This is a genomic window from Cupriavidus sp. GW823-FHT07A04, from assembly GCF_058794615.1.
Map to the genome: position 1 here is coordinate 105,885 of NZ_JBXAHA010000002.1, position 18,539 is coordinate 124,423.

Genomic DNA, 18,539 nt, shown 5'->3' on the forward strand with positions numbered 1-18,539 from the left:
GCTGGCGCCGCACAGTGCAAGAGGCCATTGAGGCTTCTCCACCGGACGGCGCCGAGGTCAGGCTTTTTGCCTGGCTTACTTGATGACCACCGGGTTGACCGGTGCGCCGCTGCCGTTCACTACCTTGAGCGGTGCTGCCGTATACAGGAAGGTCCACTGCTGGTCGTCCGCGCAGTCCGCGGCGAGCGGGTCCAGCTGGGCGATCTCGGTCAGGGCGACGCCCAGGTTGCGCATCAGCGCATTGTGCAGCGGCAAGGCAACGCCCGAGACCGGGTCCACCGTCACCTCGTTGGCAATCGTGTCGGTGACGAGATTGGGGATCTCCATGCGATGGAACCACTCGACCAGTTCCGGGCTGTAGGTCAGGCCCGGCTCGACGAACTCACGATAAAACTCAGCCTGGTCGCGCTTGTAGAAGGAGCCGATCCAGCCGGTGCGGATCACCAGGATGTCGTGCTTCTCGATGCGCACGCCCTGCATCTCGGCGGCGGCGAGCAAGTCAAGATGGGTGAAAGTCTCGCCCGGGGCGAGCACGTCCTTGCCGCGGTGGCGCGCCATGTCGATCAGCACGCCACGCCCGACCACGCCGCGCTCCGCGATTGGCAGGATGCTGGCTTTTTCCAGGCCGCCGATGGTGGATTTGGCATCGTAGCCGTTCCATAGCTGATCGCCGTACCAGACATGGCCGAGCGCGTCGTACTGGGTCGAGCCCTGCAGGTACATGATCATCATGTCGTCGGCGTACTCGGCCTCGCCGGGGAACTTCGGGCCCTTGCCGCAGAGATAATGGCCCTTGTCCATCACGTTGAGGCGGCGCGCCTGCGAACGCCCGGGCCAGACCGGGTCGCCGGCGGGGTTTCCCATCTGGATCTGCAGGGTGAAGGTCTTGCCGGAGCGCACGGAAGCCACGCCGCGCAGCGCCTCCGCCCGGGTGAGATAGTTCAGCGACCCGACCTCGTCATCCGGCCCCCATTTGCCCCAGTTCTTCGGTGCATCGCGCAACAACTCGGCTACCAGCGGGACGTTCTTCGATTCCATGCCATGTCTCCTTTTTGGATTGACCCTGAGGGATCGCACTGTGCCGGTCATGTCCGTGGCGCATGGTTGGCCATGCGCACGGAACATAAATAAGAACGGTCGTGCGTTTTATTGTGGATCGAGTGTAGGACCAGCCGCAGGCGCATGTCCAGGCATGGAAAACCCGCCGAGGGTTTCAGGGGCCAGCTTCAATCGTCCAGCCCGAAGGCCAGCAGTGGCCCGAGCACCAGTGCCCCGAGCACGATCATGGACAGGCCGCTGTCCATGTGCTTCCATTCATGCAGCACGGCCCGCGCGTCGACCTGCGCCCAGAACAGGGACACAACGCCCAACAGGACGACGATCACCGCCGCGGCCAGCGCGATCCCGTCGCGCGTGGCGCGGCGGTGGATTTCGGAAGGGCTATCATTCGAGATGCGCACGCCTTGCATGGCCAGACTCCTGGAAAACTGTGACGATGACGATCAATGCAATGGCGCCCATTGTCGTGATCCCTGCCTGAACCCATGCTGAGCGCGCCATTCAGCTTGCGTTCAGGCAAGGCACGGCAGACTGCTTCGCTCCATCAAGGCTTGCTCACAACCGTATTGCCCCGCTCGCTCACGCCATTGCCTTCGTTCCGCACCGCATCCCTGCCTCGCGCTCTGCTGCCGCTGCTAGCCGCCTTGCCGCTGCTGCTGGCGGCCCCGGCGCCCGCCCATGCCGACAAGGACGCCGACCGCGCCCGCGCCGCCGTCCAGTCGGGCGAGATCCTGCCGCTCACGCGCATCCTGGAGGCGGTGTCGGCGCAGTACACGGGCGACGTGATCGGCGTCAAGCTCGACCGCGACGATGGCGTCTGGCAGTACGAAGTCAAGCTGCTGCTGGCAAGCGGCTCGGTGGCCAAGCTCGAATACGACGCCAAGACCGCCACCCTGCTCAAAGCCAAGGGGCGCGATCTTGAGCAAGCCCGCAAGAAACCCTGATCCCCCATGCGCATCCTCCTGGTAGAAGACGAGGCCGTGCTGGCCGCCCAGATCCGCGCCAGCCTGGTCAGCGCGGGGTACGCGGTCGATACCGCCGCGCACGGCATCGATGCCTGGCACCTGGGCGCCGAAGAGCCCTACGATGCCGTGGTGCTCGACCTTGGCCTGCCCGGGCTCGACGGACTCTCCGTGCTGCGCCGCTGGCGCGCGGCGCAGGTGAACCTGCCGGTGCTGATCCTGACCGCGCGCGACAGCTGGACCGACAAGGTGGAAGGCATCGATGCCGGGGCCGACGACTATCTCGCCAAGCCCTTTCGCATGGAGGAGTTGCTGGCCCGCATCCGCGCGCTGATCCGCCGCGCCCATGGCATGTCCGCGCCCGAGCTGGCCTGCGGCCCGGTGCGCCTGAACGCGCGCACGGGCGTGGCGACCGTCGACGGCGCCGCGGTGGTGCTGACCGCCCATGAGTTCAAGGTGCTGGATTACCTGATGCACCACCCGGGCGCGATCATCAGCAAGGCCGTGCTGACCGAGCACATCTATGCGCAGGATTTCGACCGCGACAGCAACACCATCGAAGTCTTCATCGGCCGGCTGCGGCGCAAACTCGGCGTGGACGTCATCGAGACCGTGCGCGGACAGGGCTACCGCCTGCGCCCGCCGGCGTCTGCCGAAGCCCCCGCAATCTCTACAAACGCCGCCAACTGACCCATGCGCCAGTCATTAGCCATCCGCCTGCTCGCGGTCGCGGCCATCTGGCTGGCCGCCGCGCTCGGCGGCACCGGCTGGCTGCTCTCCACGCTGTTCGCGCGCCACGTCAACGACACCTACGTGCGCCAGCTCGACAATCAGCTCACCAGCCTCGCCGCCGCCCTGGACTGGAGCGCTGACGGCAAGCTCGCCCTGACCCGCGCCCCGGCCGACCCGCGCTTTGAACTACCCTACTCCGGCGCCTACTGGCAGGCGCAGGCACCGGGCGCCACGCTGCGTTCACGCTCGCTCTGGGATGCCGAGATGCCCGCCACGGTGGGCAACAAGGTAGCGGGCAGCCATGCCGAGATCCGGCCCGGGCCCAACGGGCAATCGCTGCTGGTGGTGTCGCGCCCCATCGTGCTGGCGTCGGCCGATACGCCGGTGATGCTGTCGGTGGCGCTGGATCGCACCGAGCTGCGCGCGGCGCGCCAGGCCTTCAACCGGCTGCTGGGCTGGTCGCTCACGGCGCTGGGCGCGGGCCTGCTGCTGGCGGTGGCGGCCCAGGTAAAGTTTGGCCTCGCGCCGCTGGCGCGGCTGCGCCAGGCGCTCGCCACCCTGCAGGCACGCCGCGAGAGCCGCCTGGGAGGCACGTGGCCGTCCGAGGTGGTGCCGCTGGTTACCGAGATCAATACCTTGCTGGCGCGCAACGCCAATGCGCTGGAGCGCTCGCGGCGACAGGCGGCCGATCTCGCGCACGCCGTCAAGACGCCCCTGGCCATCCTCGCCAACGAAGCCGAGCGCCTGCCCGGCGAGGCGGCCCGCGCCGCCGCCAGCCAGGTCGAGGCCATGCGCCGGCAGGTGGACCGCCACCTGGCGCGCGCACGGGCGGCAGGGGCTGCGAGCACGCGCGGGGCGCGCATCGACGCCGGCCCAGCGGCAGGCGAGCTGGCGCGCGCGCTGACCCGCCTGCACAGCGGCCGCGAGATCGATATCCAGGTGGATGGCGACGGGCACTTCGCCGGCGACCGCCAGGACCTGATCGAGATCCTCGGCAACCTGCTCGACAACGCCTGCCAGTGGGCGCGCTCGCGCGTTCGCGTCAAGCTCGTGGAGCGCGGCGGCATGCTTGAGGTCACGGTCGAAGACGACGGGCCGGGCATGCAGGCCGAGGCCCGCGAACTGGCCACAGCACGCTATGGGCGGCTGGATGAGTCCGCTGCGGGCAGCGGACTGGGCCTGGCCATCGTCAGCGAGATGGCGGCCCTTTATGAGGGTGGGCTCGAGCTAGGCAACAGCGAACTGGGCGGATTGCTGGCTCGCCTGCACCTGCCGGCTGGCCAGCCGTAAACCAAAAAAGGCCGGACGAGCCGGCCCCTTCTCTTTCTCCTGCTACCGCATTGCCCGCGTTAGCAGGCCGCCGTCATCTTGAAGATGCCCTGCGCGTTGCCGGCATCGAACGACAGATCCAACGTGCCGCCAGCTGCCTGCGTCGCGGGCACGAAATCGCGCGTGATGAACTCGTAGAACGAGCCCGGCACGCTGCGCTTGACCACGACGCCGTCGGCGCCGACAAACCCGCGCTCCACCGGATCGGCCTTGAATGCCGTCTGCAGGACCCGCCCGGAACGCGACACTTCCACCGAATCCTTGATCGGGCGGCCCAGGCTGCGTTGTGCGTCCGCCACGGCACGCACATCCGCCACGCGGTCGGTGGCGTGGTTGAAGGCATTGCCCTCGGTGGAAATCCAGGCCATCTCGGCCGATTCCTTCAGCAGCAATTCATAGTCGGCCAGCGCCGGCTCGGCATGTTGGCGGGCGAAGCAGGCTGCCAGTTGCGGCACCAGGCGTGCGGCGTCGGCCATCGGCAGGCTCGCATCGCGCTCGAGCAGGGCCAGTTGCGCGACGGCTTCGTCGCCGAGCGGATCGACGGACTTGGACACCACGCGCGACACGGCGGACTGGAAATCGGCACTGAAACGCTCGGGATGCAACTCGCTCAGGAAGTACTGGGCGATGTCGTCAGGCAGGTCGGCATGCGCATAGGAGCGGCCGGTCATGCCGATGCGCTCGAGCGGATAGGTGCCGTTGAGGCGGTAGCCCAGCGGGCCCAGGATACGGGTGAAAGCGATCTCGCCCGAGGGCAGGCTGCCGCAATCCCACTTCACCGTGCGCAGCGCGCCGTGGTCGAACACCACTTGCCCGCCAGCCTGGATCACGTCGCGGGTATAGGCCATGCCGGTCGGCACGCGCTCGAGAATGCCGGCGAACAGCACCATATTGAGCGCCTGCGCCACTTCGGCACGGCTGGCCTGTTCGCTGGTAGAAGACAGCAGTTGCGGGGAAACATTCATCAATTGCAGCAACTCGGCTGCCTGGGTTTCGCCACAAACAGTCTCGAGGAGGCGTTGCAGATTCGGCTTCGTCATGATCAATGCGCTGAAATGTGTTTGTTTTCGGGGGATGGCGGGGGCCGACGGCCTCCGGATGGGGCTTATTGTGCGACTGCGGCAGAGTTCGTACAATTGATAACTTCGCACCAACTTCCTTCCAAAAACGCACTATGCGCAAGGGCATACCCAGCCTCACGGCACTCCAGATGTTCGAGGCCGCGGCGCGGCTGGGCAGCTTTACCCGCGCCGCCGACGAGCTGGCGGTCACGGAGAGCGCGGTTTGCAGGCAGATCGCAGGGCTGGAAGCACGGCTTGGCGTGCCGCTGTTCCACCGCATCCGCAAGCGCATCGTGCTGACGCCTGCTGGCGGGACCTATGCCGAAGAAGTGCGGGAACGGCTCGACCAGATCGAGCAGGTGACGCTGGATGTGATGGCCCAGCGCCCGCGCGGGCGCGCCATCGAGTTGGCCATCGGACCCACCTTTGCCAGCCAGTGGCTGATCCCGCGCCTGCCGCTGCTGGCACGCGCCCTGCCCGATCTCACGTTGCATCTCTCGGCGCGCACCGAGGCATTCGAGCTCAGTGATACCGCGTTCGACGCGGCCATCTATTACGGCGAAGGGCTGTGGCCGGGCACGCAGGGCGAGCGGATCCTGCAGGAAGGCCCGTCGGTGCCGGTGTGCAGCCCCGCCTTGCTGGGGCGCCGCAAGCGCCTGGACCTGGATCAGTTGCTGGAATTGCCGCTGCTGCACCTGAACACCCGCTTGCGCGCATGGAGCGACTGGCTCGCCGCCGCGGGCGCGGCACTGCCGGCGCAGGCTTTGCGTGGCCCGCGCTACGACCTCTACACCATGCTGGCGCAGGCGGCCGCCGCCGGCATCGGCGTGGCGCTGATCCCACGCATTCTGATCACCGAGGAACTGGCGCAGGGGCGGCTGGTGGTGCCGCTAGCCACGCTGCCGGCGGAGACCGACAATCGCAAGGCCTATTACTTCGTCCACCGGCGCGGCCTGCCTCCCGACGACAAGGTCTTGCAACTGCGCGACTGGCTGCTGGAACACGGCGCGGAACACGGCGCTTAGCTGCCGGGCGCGCCGAAGGTCAATGCGCGTGAGCGCTCACGGCCTCGCGGGTGTCCCGCGCCAGGCCCATTGCGAAAGCCACTTCGGCCACCAGGAAGAGCGGCCCGACCAGAAGCCCGGCCAGGTCATCCACAAATGCAGGCTTGCGGCCTTCGTAGTAGTGCCCGATGAACTGGATGAGCCAGCCCGCCACGAAAAGGCCGATGCCCCAAGCCAGCCAGGCGCCGGTGGACAGCGCAGCGATGGCGCCGCCGGCGTAGACGAAGCCAGCCAGGATCACCGTCATCGCCAGCCCGAACCCCGCCGACAGGCGCAGGTAGAACAGGCAGGACAGACCATAAACGACCATCGCCGGCGTCAGGTACGCCGGACCGGCGTCAAGCGGCATGGCCGGGCGGGCCAGCAGTGTGGTCACGGCCAGCACAATCATGGGAATGCCGATGAAATGACTGAACACATTGCGCGCGTCGCGATGATAGGCTGCGTAGTTAGCCAGGTGGTCGATCAGTGTCTTCACAGGGTCTCCTGCCGGGGCGTCGTTGTATCCGCGTATTTGTGTCCGCGTATTTGCAGCCGCGTACTGTGGCTACGCGTTGTGGCCGTATATTAATAGGCATCAAAAAGCCCGTCTGTCCGGTTTTTGACAGTCGGCAAGAGCATCGATCAAGGAGACCATCATGCGCCTGGCAACCCGTGGCCAGCACGAGCCGGCCCTGGATCCGCTGCGCGCCTTGCGCGGCGGGAGCTGGTTTGGCGCCTTGCCGTCGACCATGCAAGACACCCTGCTGCGGGACGCGGCCACGCGCAAGCTGGCGGCCGGCCAGATGCTGTTTACCCGCGGCAACGCCTTTGACGGCATCTACGGCGTGACTGCCGGCACGGTGCAGATCGACAGCCACAGCGAGTCCGGCAAGGCCGCCTTGATCGGCCTGCTGGGGCCGGGCAGCTGGTTTGGCGAGATTTGCCTGTTCGACGGGCTGGCGCGCACGCACGACGCCCATGCCACCAGCGCGGCCACCGTGATGCACCTGCAGCGCGACAAGCTCTACGCGATGCTGTCGGCGCATCCCGAATGGTGGCGCGAGTTCGGCAAGCTGCTCGCCGCCAAGACGCGCGAGGCCCTTCATTATGTGGAAGAGGCGCAGTTGCTGCCGCCGCTGGCGCGCACCGGCCGCCGGCTGGTCGCCATTGCCCAGGCCTATGGCGACATGCCCGGGCTGGAGCGCCGCTCCGTGCATATCCCGCAGGAACAACTCGGGCAGATGCTCGGGCTGTCGCGCCAGACCGTCAACCAGGCCCTGCGCGAGCTCGAAGCGCGCGGGCTGTTGCGGCTGCACTATGCCGACATCGAGTTGATCGACCTGCCGGCCTTGCTGGCGCTGACCTGACAGTGCCGCCCTGCCCGATCCCTTCAGCCTACGCTGGCAGCGCAAACCGAACATCCATCGCCATGACCTATCTAGACGACACCCGCCTGCAAGCCTATCTCAGCCGCATCGGCCACGCGCTGCCGAGCCAGCGGGACCTCGCCACGCTCGACAGCCTGATCGCGGCACAACTGGCGCGGATTCCCTTTGAAAACGTCGACGTGTTGCTGCAGCGCCCGATCAAGATCGGCCTGGACGCGGTGTTCGACAAGCTGGTCACCAACGCGCGCGGCGGCTACTGCTTCGAGCAAAACACCTTGCTTGCCGCCGCGCTGCGTGCGCTTGGCTACGTGGTCACGCCGCTGGCTGCGCGGGTGCGCTGGAACGTGCCGGAAGACGTGCCCGCCATGCAATCGCACATGCTGCTGCGCGTGGAGGCCGCGCATCACAGCTATATCGTGGACGTGGGCTTTGGCGGCCCTACCCCGTATCGCGCCATGGCGCTGCCGCAGGCGGAGCAAGCCGATCCGTCGTTCCCATACCGCCTGTCCTGCGTGGAGACGACAGGTGCGGCCTTTCACGTGTACGATCTGGAGGTCAGGACCGCAAGCGCATGGTTCAAGCTCTACCAGTTCGATCTTTCGCCGCAGCAGGCCATCGATTTCGAGCCACGCAACTGGTACACCTCCACCCACCCCGACAGCCTGTTCCGCAACGCCCTGACCCTGGCGCGCTCGCAAGGCGACACCCGGCTGACGCTGATCAACGGCGACTTTGCCGTGCGCGCGCCCGATGGCAGCGTGCAGCGCCAGCAACTGGACGCGCCGGCTGCCATTGTCCAAGCGCTGAGGGATCGCTTCGGGCTGGCGCTGGACCTTGCCAGCGAGGCGCAATTGGCCCAGCTATTGCCCGTGCTGATCAAGGCGCGCAGCAACAGATAGGCGTGCGCTTTACCAGGGTTCGGGCAGCAGTTCGAGCCCGGCGGCCCCAAGCAGCGCCGGCAGCCCCGCGTCGCCCACCATGTGCAGGGCACCGGCCACGATCAGGGTTGGCACGCGATCCGCGACCAGCGCCTGGATTTTCGGCATCCACTGCTGGTTGCGTGCGTCGACCAGGACCGCCAGCGTGTCCGGCCATTGTGCGCGGCGCCGCGCTAGCAGCGCGCCAAACGGCCCGGCCTGGCCTTGCCGCCACCAGCGCACCATATCCGCCGGCTCCGCAGCGGCCAGTTCCGGCTGCTCGGCAAAGAATGCCAGCATCGATACCTGCTCGGCCAGCGGCACGCACTGCAACATCCGCAGCGCCTCGGTGCCATCCTCCAGCGCATCCGTTGCCCGTCCATCGACAGCGGCGCGCGCCCACAAGAACCGATCGACACCATGCTGTGCCAGGATGCCGTGCCTGGCGGCCACCGCGAACTGCAGATGCATCGCGGCGAACACGGGGCGCAGCCGCTCCAGTTCCGGGCCGGGCAACCCGAAATCCAGCCAAAGCGCCCGCACCTGCGCAAGCGTGGCCGGCTGCAGATGGCGGCTCAGACTATCGCCTTGCGGGAAATACGCCGGCGCGAAGTCAGGCGCCTGGTCCAGCGCCACCTCGAAGACCACCCGCGCCGAAGCGCGGTAGGCGCGCTCCGCGGCCGGCACCAGTGCAGGCAACGGCGCATCCAGCACGTGGATCGCCCCCAGCAGGTAGACCTCGGTATCCTTGATTTGCCAAAGCATGAAACGCTTTCCTCGTCCTTTGTGGCCTGTTGCAGCCTGTTATGACCTGTTCGCCGTTTGTGGGTGCGGACATCATGCCGCCGTCTTGCCGACGTCATGCACCGAATGCATTGCCCACAGAAAATTCTCTGATAAGCCGGGCCGGCTGCCGATTTGCTTGTGGACTGAGCCATGCCTCCCAACCATAATGTACCGGCCGGTAGCACTATGGTACTGACAAGCCCCTGCATGAACCGCTGTGCAGAACACGCCGGGCCGTGCTGCCAAGATGCAGATTCACCAGCGCCTTTTAAAGATCATCTGGTCCCGCCCCGCGAGGACCAGGACACCAGGAGACACGCATGTCATTGTTCGACCTGACCGGCAAGGTTGCCGTCGTCACCGGCTCATCACGCGGCATCGGCCGCGCCATCGCTGAGCAGATGGCGGTGCAAGGAGCCAAAGTGGTGATTTCCTCGCGCAAGGCCGAGGCCTGCCAGGAAGTCGTCGATGCCATCAATGCCAAGCATGGCGCCGGCACCGCGATTGCCGTGCCCGCAAATATCTCCTCCAAGGAAGACCTGCAGCGCCTGGTCGACCAGACCAACGGCACGTTCGGCAAGATCGACGTACTGGTTTGCAACGCGGCGTCCAACCCCTATTACGGCCCGATGAGCGGCGTGACCGACGAACAGTTCCGCAAGGTGCTGGACAACAACGTCATCTCCAACCACTGGCTGATCCAGATGGTGGCCCCGCAGATGCTTGAGCGCAAGGACGGTTCGATCATCATCGTGTCGTCCATCGGCGGCCTGCGCGGCTCGCCCACCATCGGCGTGTACAACGTGTCGAAGGCAGCCGACTTCCAGCTGGCGCGCAACCTTGCGGTGGAGTTCGGCCCGAGCAACGTGCGCGTGAACTGCATCGCCCCTGGCCTGATCCGCACCGATTTCGCCAAGGCGCTCTGGGAGGATCCGGAGCGCTACAAGCTGTCGACGCAAGGCGCGCCCCTGCGCCGCATCGGCGAGCCGGTGGAGATTGCCGGCGCCGCGGTGTTCCTGGCCTCCTCGGCCAGCACCTTCATGACCGGCCAGGCCATGGTGGTGGACGGCGGCGTCACGATCTGAGCCGCCGCGCACCTGCTGTTCCCGTTCCGGGCTCGCTCCAGGGCCAGGGCGCAAAGCCCGATGCCTGAGGCCTGAGCCGGGGCACTTCGTGCCCGCGTGCATTGCCGCCCGCATTTCCGGGCAGGCGCGGCACGCGGGCAAGCTTGCGCGCCGGCATGCCAGAGCGTTGCCCATCCTGCCATGCAGTCAGGGAGGCACCGATGTCGAACAACCCGCAATCCGCTACGACCTGGCCGGCAATCAGCCTGGCCGAGGCCCACGCCCGCCTTACCGCGCCCGGCGCCCCTTTCGAAACCGAAACGCGCGTGATCCGGGGCATTACCACCATCGTCTGGAAAAACGCGCCACCTACGCTGCGCGACCTGTTCCTGCAAGCCCGCACATTGGGCGACAAAACCTTTGTCGTCTATGAGGACGAACGTGTCTCGTACGATGCGTTCGCCCGCGCCGCGCTCACCATCGCGCATGCGCTGATCCGAGATGGCGTGACCAAGGGCGACCGCGTGGCGCTGGCCATGCGCAACCTGCCGGAATGGCCGGCCGTCTTCTACGGCGCCTTGCTGACAGGCGCCATTGTCACGCCGCTCAACGCCTGGTGGACCGGGGCGGAACTGGAGTACGGCCTGGCCGACTCCGGCAGCAAGATCGCCATCGTTGACGATGAACGGCTGGGCCGCATCATTGAGCACCTGCCAGGCTGCCCCGCGCTGGAAAAAATCTACGTCAGCCGCGCCGATGCGCCAGCCAGCGACGCGCGCATCAGCCAGCTGGAGAGCCTGATCGGCACGCCGGACCAATGGGCATCGCTGCCGGAACTGCCGGTACCCGATGTCGCCATCGACGCCGACGACGACGCCACCATTTTCTATACATCAGGCACCACCGGCAAGCCCAAGGGCGCGCTCGGCACCCACCGCAACGCCACCAATGTGGCCGTGGCCGCCGCGTTCAGCCCAATGCGCAATTGCCTGCGCCGCGGCGAGGCGATCCCCGCGCCCGATCCGGCCGCGCCGCAAAAAGGCATGCTGCTGTCGGTGCCGTTCTTCCACGTTACCGGTTGCATGGCGGTGCTCAACGGCGCGCTGGCCAGCGGCACCAAGATCGTGTTGATGCGGCGCTGGGACGCCGTGCGTGCCATGGGCCTGATCGAGCGCGAGCGTTGCACGGCTGCCGGCGGCGTGCCCACCATCGCCTGGCAGATCATCGAGCACCCGGAGCGCGAGCGCTTCGACCTGTCGTCGCTGGAAAACGTCAACTACGGTGGCGCCCCCGCTTCGGCCGAGCTGGTGCGCCGCATCAAGGAAGTGTTCCCGCATTCGGCCCCCGGCATTGGCTGGGGCATGACCGAGACCTCGGCCACCTTCACCAGCCACAGTGCAGAGGAGTATGTGGAGCGTCCCGAAAGCGGCGGCCCGGCCTTGCCCATCGGCGAGATGAAGGTGGTGGACGGGCGCGGACACAGCTTGCCCACCGGCGAGACCGGCGAGCTCATGGTGCGCGGCGCCAATGTGGTGCGCGGCTACTGGAACAAGCCGGAAGCCACCGCGCAAACATTCATCGACGGCTGGCTCAAGACCGGCGACATCGCGCGGCTGGACGAGGAGGGCTTTGTCTATATTGTCGACCGCATGAAGGACATGCTGATCCGCGGCGGCGAGAACATCTACAGCATCGAGGTGGAAAGCGCGCTGTACGATCACCCGGCCATCATGGATGCGGCACTGGTCGGCATCCCCCACCGCACGCTGGGCGAAGAGCCCGCGGCCGTGGTCAGCCTGAAGCCCGGCGCGCAAGCCACCGAGGCGGAGTTGCAGGCGTTCGTGGGCGAGCGGCTGGCGGCCTTCAAGGTGCCGGTGCGGATCGTGTTCTGCCCCGACATGCTGCCGCGCAATGCCAACGGCAAGATCCTGAAGTCGACACTGCGCAAGATGTTCGAAGCCTGAACCCGGGCGCTGGACAAGATCAGGATCACCCAGGCGGCAGTGAACGCGAGCACGGCCGCTTGCTTGCCGTTACCACGCCGGTCCGACGGCGATTACGGGAACAACCAACAGATAACAGATAACAGATGCGGATGCAGATGCAAGCAAATTCATTCACCAGACCTTTCCTGCCCTCCGGCAACCGGCTCGCGGGCTTGTCCATGCTGGGCACTGCCTTGCTCCTCGCGGGCTGTGCCGGCCAGGGCCAGGGCAGCGCCGCTGCGCCGGTGCCGGAGATACGGCCTGGCATTCTCGCCGGCTACCTGCCGGCGGACGCACGGCCCGATAGCCTCGCCCTGGTGCCACCGCCGCCCGCACCCGGCTCCGCGGCGCAAGCCCTGGACGACGAGATCGCGCGCGGCAACCAGGCCCTGCGAGGCACGGCACGCTACCGCCAGGCAGCAGTCGATGCCAACCTGAAATTCCCGCAGGCCGAGGGGATTTTCTCGTGTGCGCTGGATGCGCCGATATCGCAGGAGCAAACCCCCCGGCTCTACCTGCTGCTGCGCCGGACCCTGGCCGATGCGGGACTATCGACGTACGGCGTGAAGGACAAATATACGCGCGCCCGGCCGTTCGTGGTCAACCAGCAGCCGAGTTGCACGCCCGCCGAGGAAGCCATGCTTTCCAAGGACGGCTCCTACCCTTCGGGGCATAACGCCATTGGCTGGGCGTGGGCGTTGATCCTGGCGGAAATCGCGCCGCAACAGTCCAATGTGATCCTGGCGCGCGGGCTGGCCTATGGGCAAAGCCGGCTGGTCTGCAATGTGCATTGGCAAAGCGATGCGACGCAGGGCCGCATCATGGGCGCAGCTACCGTGGCGCGGCTGCATGCAGACCCTACCTTCCTCGCAGATCTTGCGGCAGCCAAAGCGGAGGTTGCGCAAGCCCGTGCCAACGGGCTGCGGCCGGCCGGCGACTGCCGCGCTGAAAGCGAGGCACTGGCGATCAAATAGCGGGAGACGCCTGGCCGGCGCGATGCCGGCCAGACGCTTGCGCCAGGTTCAGCCACGCCCGACGAAGGGCATCTTGGTGGCCATCACGGTCATGAACTGCACATTGGCACCCAGCGGCAGGTTGGCCATGTGCACCACCGAGCTGGCCACATGCGCCACGTCCATCAGCGGCTCCGGCGCGATCTCGCCGTTGGCCTGCGGCACGCCGCGCGCCATGCGCGAAGCCATATCGGTGGCGGCGTTGCCGATATCGATCTGCCCGCAGGCGATGTCAAAGGCGCGGCCATCCAGCGAGAGGCTCTTGGTCAGCCCGGTAATGGCGTGCTTGGTGGCCGTGTATGGCACCGTGTTGGGCCGCGGCGCGTGCGCCGAGATCGAGCCGTTGTTGATGATGCGGCCGCCGCGCGGGCTCTGCGACTTCATCAGCGCGAAGGCCGCGCGCGAGCACAGGAACGCGCCGGTCAGGTTGGTGTCCAGCACGGCCTTCCATTGCGCCACGGAGAGTTCATCGATGGACACCGCCGGCGCATTGATGCCGGCGTTGTTGAACAGCACGTCGAGCCGGCCGAAATGCTCGCGAACCTGGGCGAAGAGCCGCTCCACCGAATCCGGATCGCTGACGTCGCATTGCACCGCCAGCGCCGTATGGCCCTCGGCCTTGGCTTGCGCGGCCAGCGCCTCGAGCGGCTCGGCGGTACGCCCGGCAAACACCACCCGATAGCCTGCCACTAGCAGCGCCTGTGCCACCGCCTTGCCGATGCCGCGGGCCGCGCCCGTTACCAGCGCAACCTTGCCTTGCTCATTCATGCTGTCTTCTCCGGACTGGATTGTTGAATGGATCGTGGATCGTGGATCGTGGATCAGGAAACGGATGCCTACTTGACCGGAATCGGCGTGGCCGCCGCCACCGGCACGGCGGTCACACTATTCTGCGGGCTGCCGGACACGATGCGGTCCGAGTAGGTCAGATAGACCAGGGTGTTGCGCTTGCGGTCGACCGTGCGCACCACGTGCAGAGTCTTGAACAGGATCGACATGCGCTCGGAGAACACATTGTCCTGCTGGCGCAGCGGCCCCTTGAACGTGATCGGCCCTACCTGGCGGCAGGCGATGGAGCTTTCCGGCGGGTCTTCGGCCATGCCCAGCGAGCCCTTGATGCCTCCGGTGCGGGCACGCGACACGTAGCAGGTCACGCCTTCGACCTGCGGATCGTCATAGGCTTCGATCACGACTTTGTCGGAGCCGGTCATGCGGAAATTGGTGCTCACGCTGCCGATCTCCTCGGCATGCGCAGCCGGCGCCAGCAGCGCAAGCGCCGCCAGAAGGCCGGTCAGGGGCCACCGCGGCCCACGGGAAACGCGATGGAAACGCCCGGATGGCATGGCCGTGCCCCCCACCTCAGGACACCGTGCCGGTGATTTCATCGTGCCGTTTTTCCATTTCCTGGCGCAACTGGCGGCGCAGCTGGGCTGCGGCAAAGCGCTGGCGCTCGACTTCGTCGCGGGGCACCAGCGGCGGCACTTCGGCGGGCGCACCGTTGTCGTCCACAGCGACCATGGTGAAGTAGCAGCTGTTGGTATGGCGAACCAGCTTGCTGCGGATATTCTCCGTGATCACCTTGATGCCGATTTCCATGGAGCTGCGGCCGGTGAAATTGACTGCCGCCAGGAACGTCACCAGTTCACCCACGTGGATGGGCTGGCGAAACACGACCTGGTCGACCGACAGCGTGACCACGTAGCGCCCGGCATAGCGGCTGGCACAGGCGTAGGCCACCATGTCGAGGTACTTGAGGATGGTGCCGCCGTGCACATTGCCGGAGAAATTGGCCATGTCCGGCGTCATCAGCACGGTCATGGAAAGCTGGTGGGACAGGTCATTCATGATGAAAATCCGGAATCTGGAAGCGGCCGGGCCGACCCGCGGTGCAGGTCGAAAGGCTGGCGCCGACGATCGGCAGTTTAACCCGGAACGATCGCCCTGCCCTGCCCCCGAGAACGTCAAAAAGCACCCCGGCACCAATAAAAAAGCGGCCCAACGGGCCGCCTTCCTGTTTGCGCCTGGGCGCGGACTACTTATTTCTTCTTGTTCACAGCGTCCTTGAACCCTTGGCCGGCAGAGAACTTGACCGTCTTGGCGGCCGGAATCTTGATGGTCTCGCCAGTACGCGGATTGCGTCCGGTACGTGCGGCGCGCTTGCCGGAGCTGAAGCTGCCGAAGCCCACCAGCGTTACCGAATCACCCTTGGCAACCGCCTTCTTAATGTTGTCCAGAGCGGCATTCAGCGCGCGCTCTGCTGCAGCATTGCTCAGTTCCGCGTCAGCGGCGATGGCAGATACCAGTTCACCTTTATTCATGGCTGATTTCCCTTGTTGGTCGTCTTGATCGGAGTGTCTGCCACGCGGCAAATTACCGATCGGCGCAGTCTAATCCGCGCTTTACGCATTGGGCAATCCCCAGTGGCACCAATGCAACGAAAAAAGCCGCAAATCCTTGAGTCAAGCGCCTTTGCGGGGAATTTACCCTCCTTTTCCGTGCTTTCAAATGCGGCCGGTGAGAGTAATGGTCATTCGAACGCCGGTACACGATGACAGGCGTCGCTTGACGAGGTCAGACCTGCGCTGTGTGCGCCTTGCTGCCGTCAAAACCGCCCAGATGGCTTGGTCGGCGGTATGCCAATGGATTTGGATGGATGCGCCTCCACGGTCCATCATGGTGCATGAAATCCGTGAGCGCGCGCCCCAAATAGGGGCATTGCCTCATTTTGGCGCAGCCTCCATGTGCCTGGCATACCCGGCGCATGCTATTCGGCTGCAGGTTATGACTTCTCAATCCGTGCGCCGCCCCCTTCGAGCGCGACAAATCGGTGCAAATCCCACCAACACGGTGCAGATCCCGGCCTGCGATGCCCCAGACTGGTACGCTTTTTGCGTACGTGTGCTCCCATTTTGCGCATAGAGGATTGTATGGACAAATGGAAGAGCGGCACCGATGCCCTGTTCATCTTGCTAGGGGCGATCATGGTGCTCGCCATGCACGCGGGCTTTGCGTTCCTGGAGCTGGGCACGGTGCGCAAGAAGAACCAGGTCAACGCACTGGTCAAGATATTGGTGGATTTTGCGGTTTCCACGATCGCCTATTTCTTTATTGGCTACACCGTGGCCTATGGGGTCGAGTTCTTCACCAGCGCCCATGCACTGGCGGAAAGAAGCGGCTATGAGCTGGTGAAATTCTTTTTCCTGGCAACGTTTGCCGCCGCCATACCGGCGATCATTTCTGGCGGCATTGCCGAGCGCTCGCGCTTCAATCCGCAACTGGTGGCCACCTTCGTGCTGGTGGGCCTGGTCTACCCCTTCTTCGAGGGCATCGTCTGGAATAACCGCTTTGGCGTGCAGGACTGGATCGCCTCGGTCGCGGGAGCGCCGTTCCACGACTTCGCCGGCTCCGTCGTGGTCCACGCCATGGGCGGCTGGATCGCGCTTCCCGCCATCTTGTTGCTGGGCGCGCGCCGCGGCCGCTACCAGAAAGACGGCCGCATCAGCGCGCACCCGCCCTCGAACATCCCGTTCCTGGCGCTGGGCGCATGGGTACTGGCGGTAGGCTGGTTCGGTTTCAATGTCATGAGCGCGCAAACCGTCGACAAGATCAGCGGGCTGGTGGCCATCAACTCCCTGATGGCCATGGCCGGCGGCACGCTGGCCGCCTGGGCGGCCGGCCGCAACGACCCCGGCTTTGCCTACAACGGCCCGCTGGCCGGGCTGGTGGCGGTCTGCGCCGGATCCGACCTGATGCACCCGCTGGGCGCGCTGGTCACGGGTGCCATCGCCGGCGCGCTGTTCGTCTACCTGTTCACGCTGGCCCAGAACAAGTGGCATATCGATGATGTGCTGGGCGTCTGGCCGCTGCACGGGCTGTGCGGCGCATGGGGCGGCATTGCCGCCGGCATCTTTGGCAGCCAGGCGCTCGGTGGCATTGGCGGTGTTTCGCTCGGCGCGCAGTGCCTCGGCACCCTCCTTGGCATCGCGATCGCCCTGGTGGGTGGCACCGTGGTTTACGGCACGCTCAAGAAGGTCGTGGGCATCCGGCTGGACGCTGAATCGGAATACAACGGCGCGGACCTGTCACTGCATCGCATCTCCGCCACGCCGGAGCGCGAAACCAACTGGTAAGGCACGGTGCAAAGGGAATTGCGCCCTTGCGCCACGCCCCCTCACCTGCGACCCATGCCCGCGAGTGGCGCCCTGCGCCCTTTGCGGCCATTTTGTGCTTGAACTTCCGCTCGCCGCGTAGCAATAATGCGTTGCCCACCTTCGCGCCCCGCCGCCGATGCGCCCCGGGCATCCGCTGCTTGATATTCGTTGCCTGTATACCTGCCGAGCCAGCAAGGGAGAAACGCGATGGATGCTACAACGCTGCAGAAGTATCAGGATGTCGTCGTCGCCTATGCGACGGAAGTCGGGTTCAAGGTTCTCGCCGCCCTCGTCTTCTGGGTGATTGGCCGGTGGCTGATCCATGTCGTGGTGCGCATGGTGCAGGGGTCCCTGACCAAGCAAAAGGTCGACCCGACCTTGCTGCGCTATGTCGGTTCCATCGTCACGGTGACCCTGAATATCGTGCTGATCATCGGGATCCTGGGTTACTTCGGCATCCAGACCACCAGCTTTGCCGCACTGATCGCGGCGGCCGGCATCGCCATCGGCATGGCGTGGTCGGGGTTGATGTCCAACTTCGCGGCAGGCGCCTTCCTGGTGGTGCTGCGGCCCTTCAAGGTTGGGGATTTCGTCACGGTAGGCGGGATCACCGGCACCGTCAGGGAGATCGGCCTGTTTGCCACCACGCTGGACACGCCCGACAATGTCCTCACCGTGGTCGGCAACAATAAGATCTTTGCGGACACAATCCAGAACTTCAGCGCCAACCCGTACCGCCGGGTCGAGCTCAAGGCCCAGCTAGCCGGCAGCACGGACGTGGCGGCGGCCGCCACCCTGCTAAAGGAGCGGCTGGCCGCGCTGCCCAACGTTCTGGCCGAGCCGCCGCCCGACGTCGAGATTATCGAGTTCACCCTGGTAGGCCCGGTGCTTGCGGTACGTCCGTACTGCCATACCGACCATTACTGGCAGGTGTATTTCGACAGCAACCGCGTGATCCGCGAGAGCTTTGGCGAGGCCGGCTTCGCCGCGCCAATGCCAGCCCAACTGGTGGTGCTGCAAAACGGCGCGGCCGCTTAACCGTGTAT

At 65.9% G+C, this 18,539-nt stretch carries 20 protein-coding genes; 11 read left to right on the forward strand and 9 right to left on the reverse strand.

Going from position 1 to position 18,539, the window contains the following annotated elements:
• Positions 1-75 precede the first annotated feature (75 nt).
• Both AC1Q7Q_RS03740 and AC1Q7Q_RS03745 read right to left on the reverse strand, forming a co-directional pair.
• Positions 76-1,038, reverse strand: coding sequence for a cyclase family protein (locus AC1Q7Q_RS03740; RefSeq protein ID WP_492370815.1), 963 nt, complete (start codon positions 1,036-1,038; stop codon positions 76-78).
• A 188-nt stretch (positions 1,039-1,226) separates the two neighbouring features.
• Positions 1,227-1,469, reverse strand: a complete 243-nt coding sequence (locus tag AC1Q7Q_RS03745; RefSeq protein ID WP_416052523.1) for a hypothetical protein — start codon at positions 1,467-1,469, stop codon at positions 1,227-1,229.
• Between the two features lie 141 nt (positions 1,470-1,610).
• Between AC1Q7Q_RS03745 and AC1Q7Q_RS03750 the strand changes: the two genes are divergently transcribed.
• From AC1Q7Q_RS03750 to AC1Q7Q_RS03760, 3 genes are read left to right on the forward strand one after another with little or no spacing between them, the layout of a single operon-like run.
• Positions 1,611-2,003, forward strand: a complete 393-nt coding sequence (locus tag AC1Q7Q_RS03750) for a PepSY domain-containing protein (RefSeq protein ID WP_492370816.1) — start codon at positions 1,611-1,613, stop codon at positions 2,001-2,003.
• Positions 2,004-2,009: 6 nt separating this feature from the next.
• On the forward strand, positions 2,010-2,711 hold the full coding sequence (locus AC1Q7Q_RS03755) for a response regulator (RefSeq protein WP_492370817.1): 702 nt from the start codon (positions 2,010-2,012) through the stop codon (positions 2,709-2,711).
• A 3-nt stretch (positions 2,712-2,714) separates the two neighbouring features.
• Complete coding sequence (locus tag AC1Q7Q_RS03760) at positions 2,715-4,043, forward strand: sensor histidine kinase (RefSeq protein WP_492370818.1); 1,329 nt, start codon at positions 2,715-2,717, stop codon at positions 4,041-4,043.
• 59 nt (positions 4,044-4,102) lie between these two features.
• Here the strand turns inward: AC1Q7Q_RS03760 and AC1Q7Q_RS03765 are convergent, their stop codons facing one another.
• Positions 4,103-5,122: a DUF1338 domain-containing protein gene (locus tag AC1Q7Q_RS03765; RefSeq protein ID WP_492370819.1), complete on the reverse strand. Its 1,020-nt coding sequence runs from the start codon at positions 5,120-5,122 to the stop codon at positions 4,103-4,105.
• A 134-nt stretch (positions 5,123-5,256) separates the two neighbouring features.
• Here AC1Q7Q_RS03765 and AC1Q7Q_RS03770 point away from each other — a divergent pair, with 134 nt between their 5' ends.
• The gene (locus tag AC1Q7Q_RS03770) at positions 5,257-6,168 is read left to right on the forward strand and encodes a LysR substrate-binding domain-containing protein (RefSeq protein ID WP_492370820.1); all 912 of its coding nucleotides are present in this window, start codon (positions 5,257-5,259) and stop codon (positions 6,166-6,168) included.
• A 19-nt stretch (positions 6,169-6,187) separates the two neighbouring features.
• On the opposite strand, the gene AC1Q7Q_RS03775 is transcribed toward AC1Q7Q_RS03770, so the two are convergent.
• Complete coding sequence (locus tag AC1Q7Q_RS03775; protein ID WP_309409184.1) at positions 6,188-6,685, reverse strand: Mpo1 family 2-hydroxy fatty acid dioxygenase; 498 nt, start codon at positions 6,683-6,685, stop codon at positions 6,188-6,190.
• A 160-nt stretch (positions 6,686-6,845) separates the two neighbouring features.
• On the opposite strand from AC1Q7Q_RS03775, the gene AC1Q7Q_RS03780 reads away from it, so the two are divergent.
• Both AC1Q7Q_RS03780 and AC1Q7Q_RS03785 read left to right on the forward strand, forming a co-directional pair.
• Positions 6,846-7,556 carry a Crp/Fnr family transcriptional regulator gene (locus AC1Q7Q_RS03780; RefSeq protein ID WP_492370821.1) on the forward strand — a complete coding sequence of 237 codons (711 nt, stop codon included), beginning with the start codon at positions 6,846-6,848 and terminating at the stop codon, positions 7,554-7,556.
• 62 nt (positions 7,557-7,618) lie between these two features.
• Entirely contained in the window at positions 7,619-8,476 is an 858-nt protein-coding gene (locus tag AC1Q7Q_RS03785; RefSeq protein WP_492370822.1) for an arylamine N-acetyltransferase family protein, read from the forward strand.
• A 9-nt stretch (positions 8,477-8,485) separates the two neighbouring features.
• Here AC1Q7Q_RS03785 and AC1Q7Q_RS03790 read toward each other — a convergent pair whose 3' ends face one another.
• Entirely contained in the window at positions 8,486-9,259 is a 774-nt protein-coding gene (locus AC1Q7Q_RS03790; protein WP_492370823.1) for a TraB/GumN family protein, read from the reverse strand.
• A 341-nt stretch (positions 9,260-9,600) separates the two neighbouring features.
• On the opposite strand from AC1Q7Q_RS03790, the gene AC1Q7Q_RS03795 reads away from it, so the two are divergent.
• The 3 genes from AC1Q7Q_RS03795 (at position 9,601) to AC1Q7Q_RS03805 (ending at position 13,303) form a co-directional block, all read left to right on the forward strand.
• Positions 9,601-10,365 (forward strand): SDR family oxidoreductase, encoded by a 765-nt coding sequence (locus AC1Q7Q_RS03795; protein ID WP_492370824.1) that lies wholly within the window; start codon positions 9,601-9,603, stop codon positions 10,363-10,365.
• 200 nt (positions 10,366-10,565) lie between these two features.
• A complete protein-coding gene (locus AC1Q7Q_RS03800; protein WP_492370825.1) occupies positions 10,566-12,308 on the forward strand; it encodes a class I adenylate-forming enzyme family protein in 1,743 nt (580 codons plus the stop codon).
• 137 nt (positions 12,309-12,445) lie between these two features.
• Positions 12,446-13,303 (forward strand): acid phosphatase, encoded by an 858-nt coding sequence (locus AC1Q7Q_RS03805; protein ID WP_492370826.1) that lies wholly within the window; start codon positions 12,446-12,448, stop codon positions 13,301-13,303.
• 48 nt (positions 13,304-13,351) lie between these two features.
• Here AC1Q7Q_RS03805 and AC1Q7Q_RS03810 read toward each other — a convergent pair whose 3' ends face one another.
• The 4 genes from AC1Q7Q_RS03810 to AC1Q7Q_RS03825 all read right to left on the reverse strand — a co-directional run bounded on the left by AC1Q7Q_RS03810 (position 13,352) and on the right by AC1Q7Q_RS03825 (position 15,660).
• Positions 13,352-14,110: an SDR family oxidoreductase gene (locus tag AC1Q7Q_RS03810; protein ID WP_492370827.1), complete on the reverse strand. Its 759-nt coding sequence runs from the start codon at positions 14,108-14,110 to the stop codon at positions 13,352-13,354.
• 68 nt (positions 14,111-14,178) lie between these two features.
• Positions 14,179-14,685: a CreA family protein gene (locus tag AC1Q7Q_RS03815; protein WP_492370959.1), complete on the reverse strand. Its 507-nt coding sequence runs from the start codon at positions 14,683-14,685 to the stop codon at positions 14,179-14,181.
• Between the two features lie 16 nt (positions 14,686-14,701).
• On the reverse strand, positions 14,702-15,187 hold the full coding sequence (locus AC1Q7Q_RS03820; protein WP_043355051.1) for an acyl-CoA thioesterase: 486 nt from the start codon (positions 15,185-15,187) through the stop codon (positions 14,702-14,704).
• Between the two features lie 191 nt (positions 15,188-15,378).
• Positions 15,379-15,660 (reverse strand): HU family DNA-binding protein, encoded by a 282-nt coding sequence (locus tag AC1Q7Q_RS03825; protein WP_017226623.1) that lies wholly within the window; start codon positions 15,658-15,660, stop codon positions 15,379-15,381.
• Positions 15,661-16,269: 609 nt separating this feature from the next.
• Between AC1Q7Q_RS03825 and AC1Q7Q_RS03830 the strand changes: the two genes are divergently transcribed.
• A complete protein-coding gene (locus AC1Q7Q_RS03830) occupies positions 16,270-17,472 on the forward strand; it encodes an ammonium transporter (RefSeq protein ID WP_492370828.1) in 1,203 nt (400 codons plus the stop codon).
• Positions 17,473-17,700: 228 nt separating this feature from the next.
• Positions 17,701-18,531 (forward strand): mechanosensitive ion channel family protein, encoded by an 831-nt coding sequence (locus tag AC1Q7Q_RS03835; RefSeq protein WP_492370829.1) that lies wholly within the window; start codon positions 17,701-17,703, stop codon positions 18,529-18,531.
• The last annotated feature ends 8 nt before the right edge of the window (positions 18,532-18,539 follow it).

Coding starts and splice junctions, on each gene's coding strand:
- AC1Q7Q_RS03740 (WP_492370815.1), bottom strand. CDS start 1,038: ATGGAATCGAAGAACGTCCCGCTGGTAGCCGAGTTGTTGCGCGATGCA.
- AC1Q7Q_RS03745 (WP_416052523.1), bottom strand. CDS start 1,469: ATGCAAGGCGTGCGCATCTCGAATGATAGCCCTTCCGAAATCCACCGC.
- AC1Q7Q_RS03755 (WP_492370817.1), top strand. CDS start 2,010: ATGCGCATCCTCCTGGTAGAAGACGAGGCCGTGCTGGCCGCCCAGATC.
- AC1Q7Q_RS03760 (WP_492370818.1), top strand. CDS start 2,715: ATGCGCCAGTCATTAGCCATCCGCCTGCTCGCGGTCGCGGCCATCTGG.
- AC1Q7Q_RS03765 (WP_492370819.1), bottom strand. CDS start 5,122: ATGACGAAGCCGAATCTGCAACGCCTCCTCGAGACTGTTTGTGGCGAA.
- AC1Q7Q_RS03770 (WP_492370820.1), top strand. CDS start 5,257: ATGCGCAAGGGCATACCCAGCCTCACGGCACTCCAGATGTTCGAGGCC.
- AC1Q7Q_RS03780 (WP_492370821.1), top strand. CDS start 6,846: ATGCGCCTGGCAACCCGTGGCCAGCACGAGCCGGCCCTGGATCCGCTG.
- AC1Q7Q_RS03785 (WP_492370822.1), top strand. CDS start 7,619: ATGACCTATCTAGACGACACCCGCCTGCAAGCCTATCTCAGCCGCATC.
- AC1Q7Q_RS03790 (WP_492370823.1), bottom strand. CDS start 9,259: ATGCTTTGGCAAATCAAGGATACCGAGGTCTACCTGCTGGGGGCGATC.
- AC1Q7Q_RS03795 (WP_492370824.1), top strand. CDS start 9,601: ATGTCATTGTTCGACCTGACCGGCAAGGTTGCCGTCGTCACCGGCTCA.
- AC1Q7Q_RS03800 (WP_492370825.1), top strand. CDS start 10,566: ATGTCGAACAACCCGCAATCCGCTACGACCTGGCCGGCAATCAGCCTG.
- AC1Q7Q_RS03805 (WP_492370826.1), top strand. CDS start 12,446: ATGCAAGCAAATTCATTCACCAGACCTTTCCTGCCCTCCGGCAACCGG.
- AC1Q7Q_RS03810 (WP_492370827.1), bottom strand. CDS start 14,110: ATGAATGAGCAAGGCAAGGTTGCGCTGGTAACGGGCGCGGCCCGCGGC.
- AC1Q7Q_RS03815 (WP_492370959.1), bottom strand. CDS start 14,685: ATGCCATCCGGGCGTTTCCATCGCGTTTCCCGTGGGCCGCGGTGGCCC.
- AC1Q7Q_RS03820 (WP_043355051.1), bottom strand. CDS start 15,187: ATGAATGACCTGTCCCACCAGCTTTCCATGACCGTGCTGATGACGCCG.
- AC1Q7Q_RS03825 (WP_017226623.1), bottom strand. CDS start 15,660: ATGAATAAAGGTGAACTGGTATCTGCCATCGCCGCTGACGCGGAACTG.
- AC1Q7Q_RS03830 (WP_492370828.1), top strand. CDS start 16,270: ATGGACAAATGGAAGAGCGGCACCGATGCCCTGTTCATCTTGCTAGGG.
- AC1Q7Q_RS03835 (WP_492370829.1), top strand. CDS start 17,701: ATGGATGCTACAACGCTGCAGAAGTATCAGGATGTCGTCGTCGCCTAT.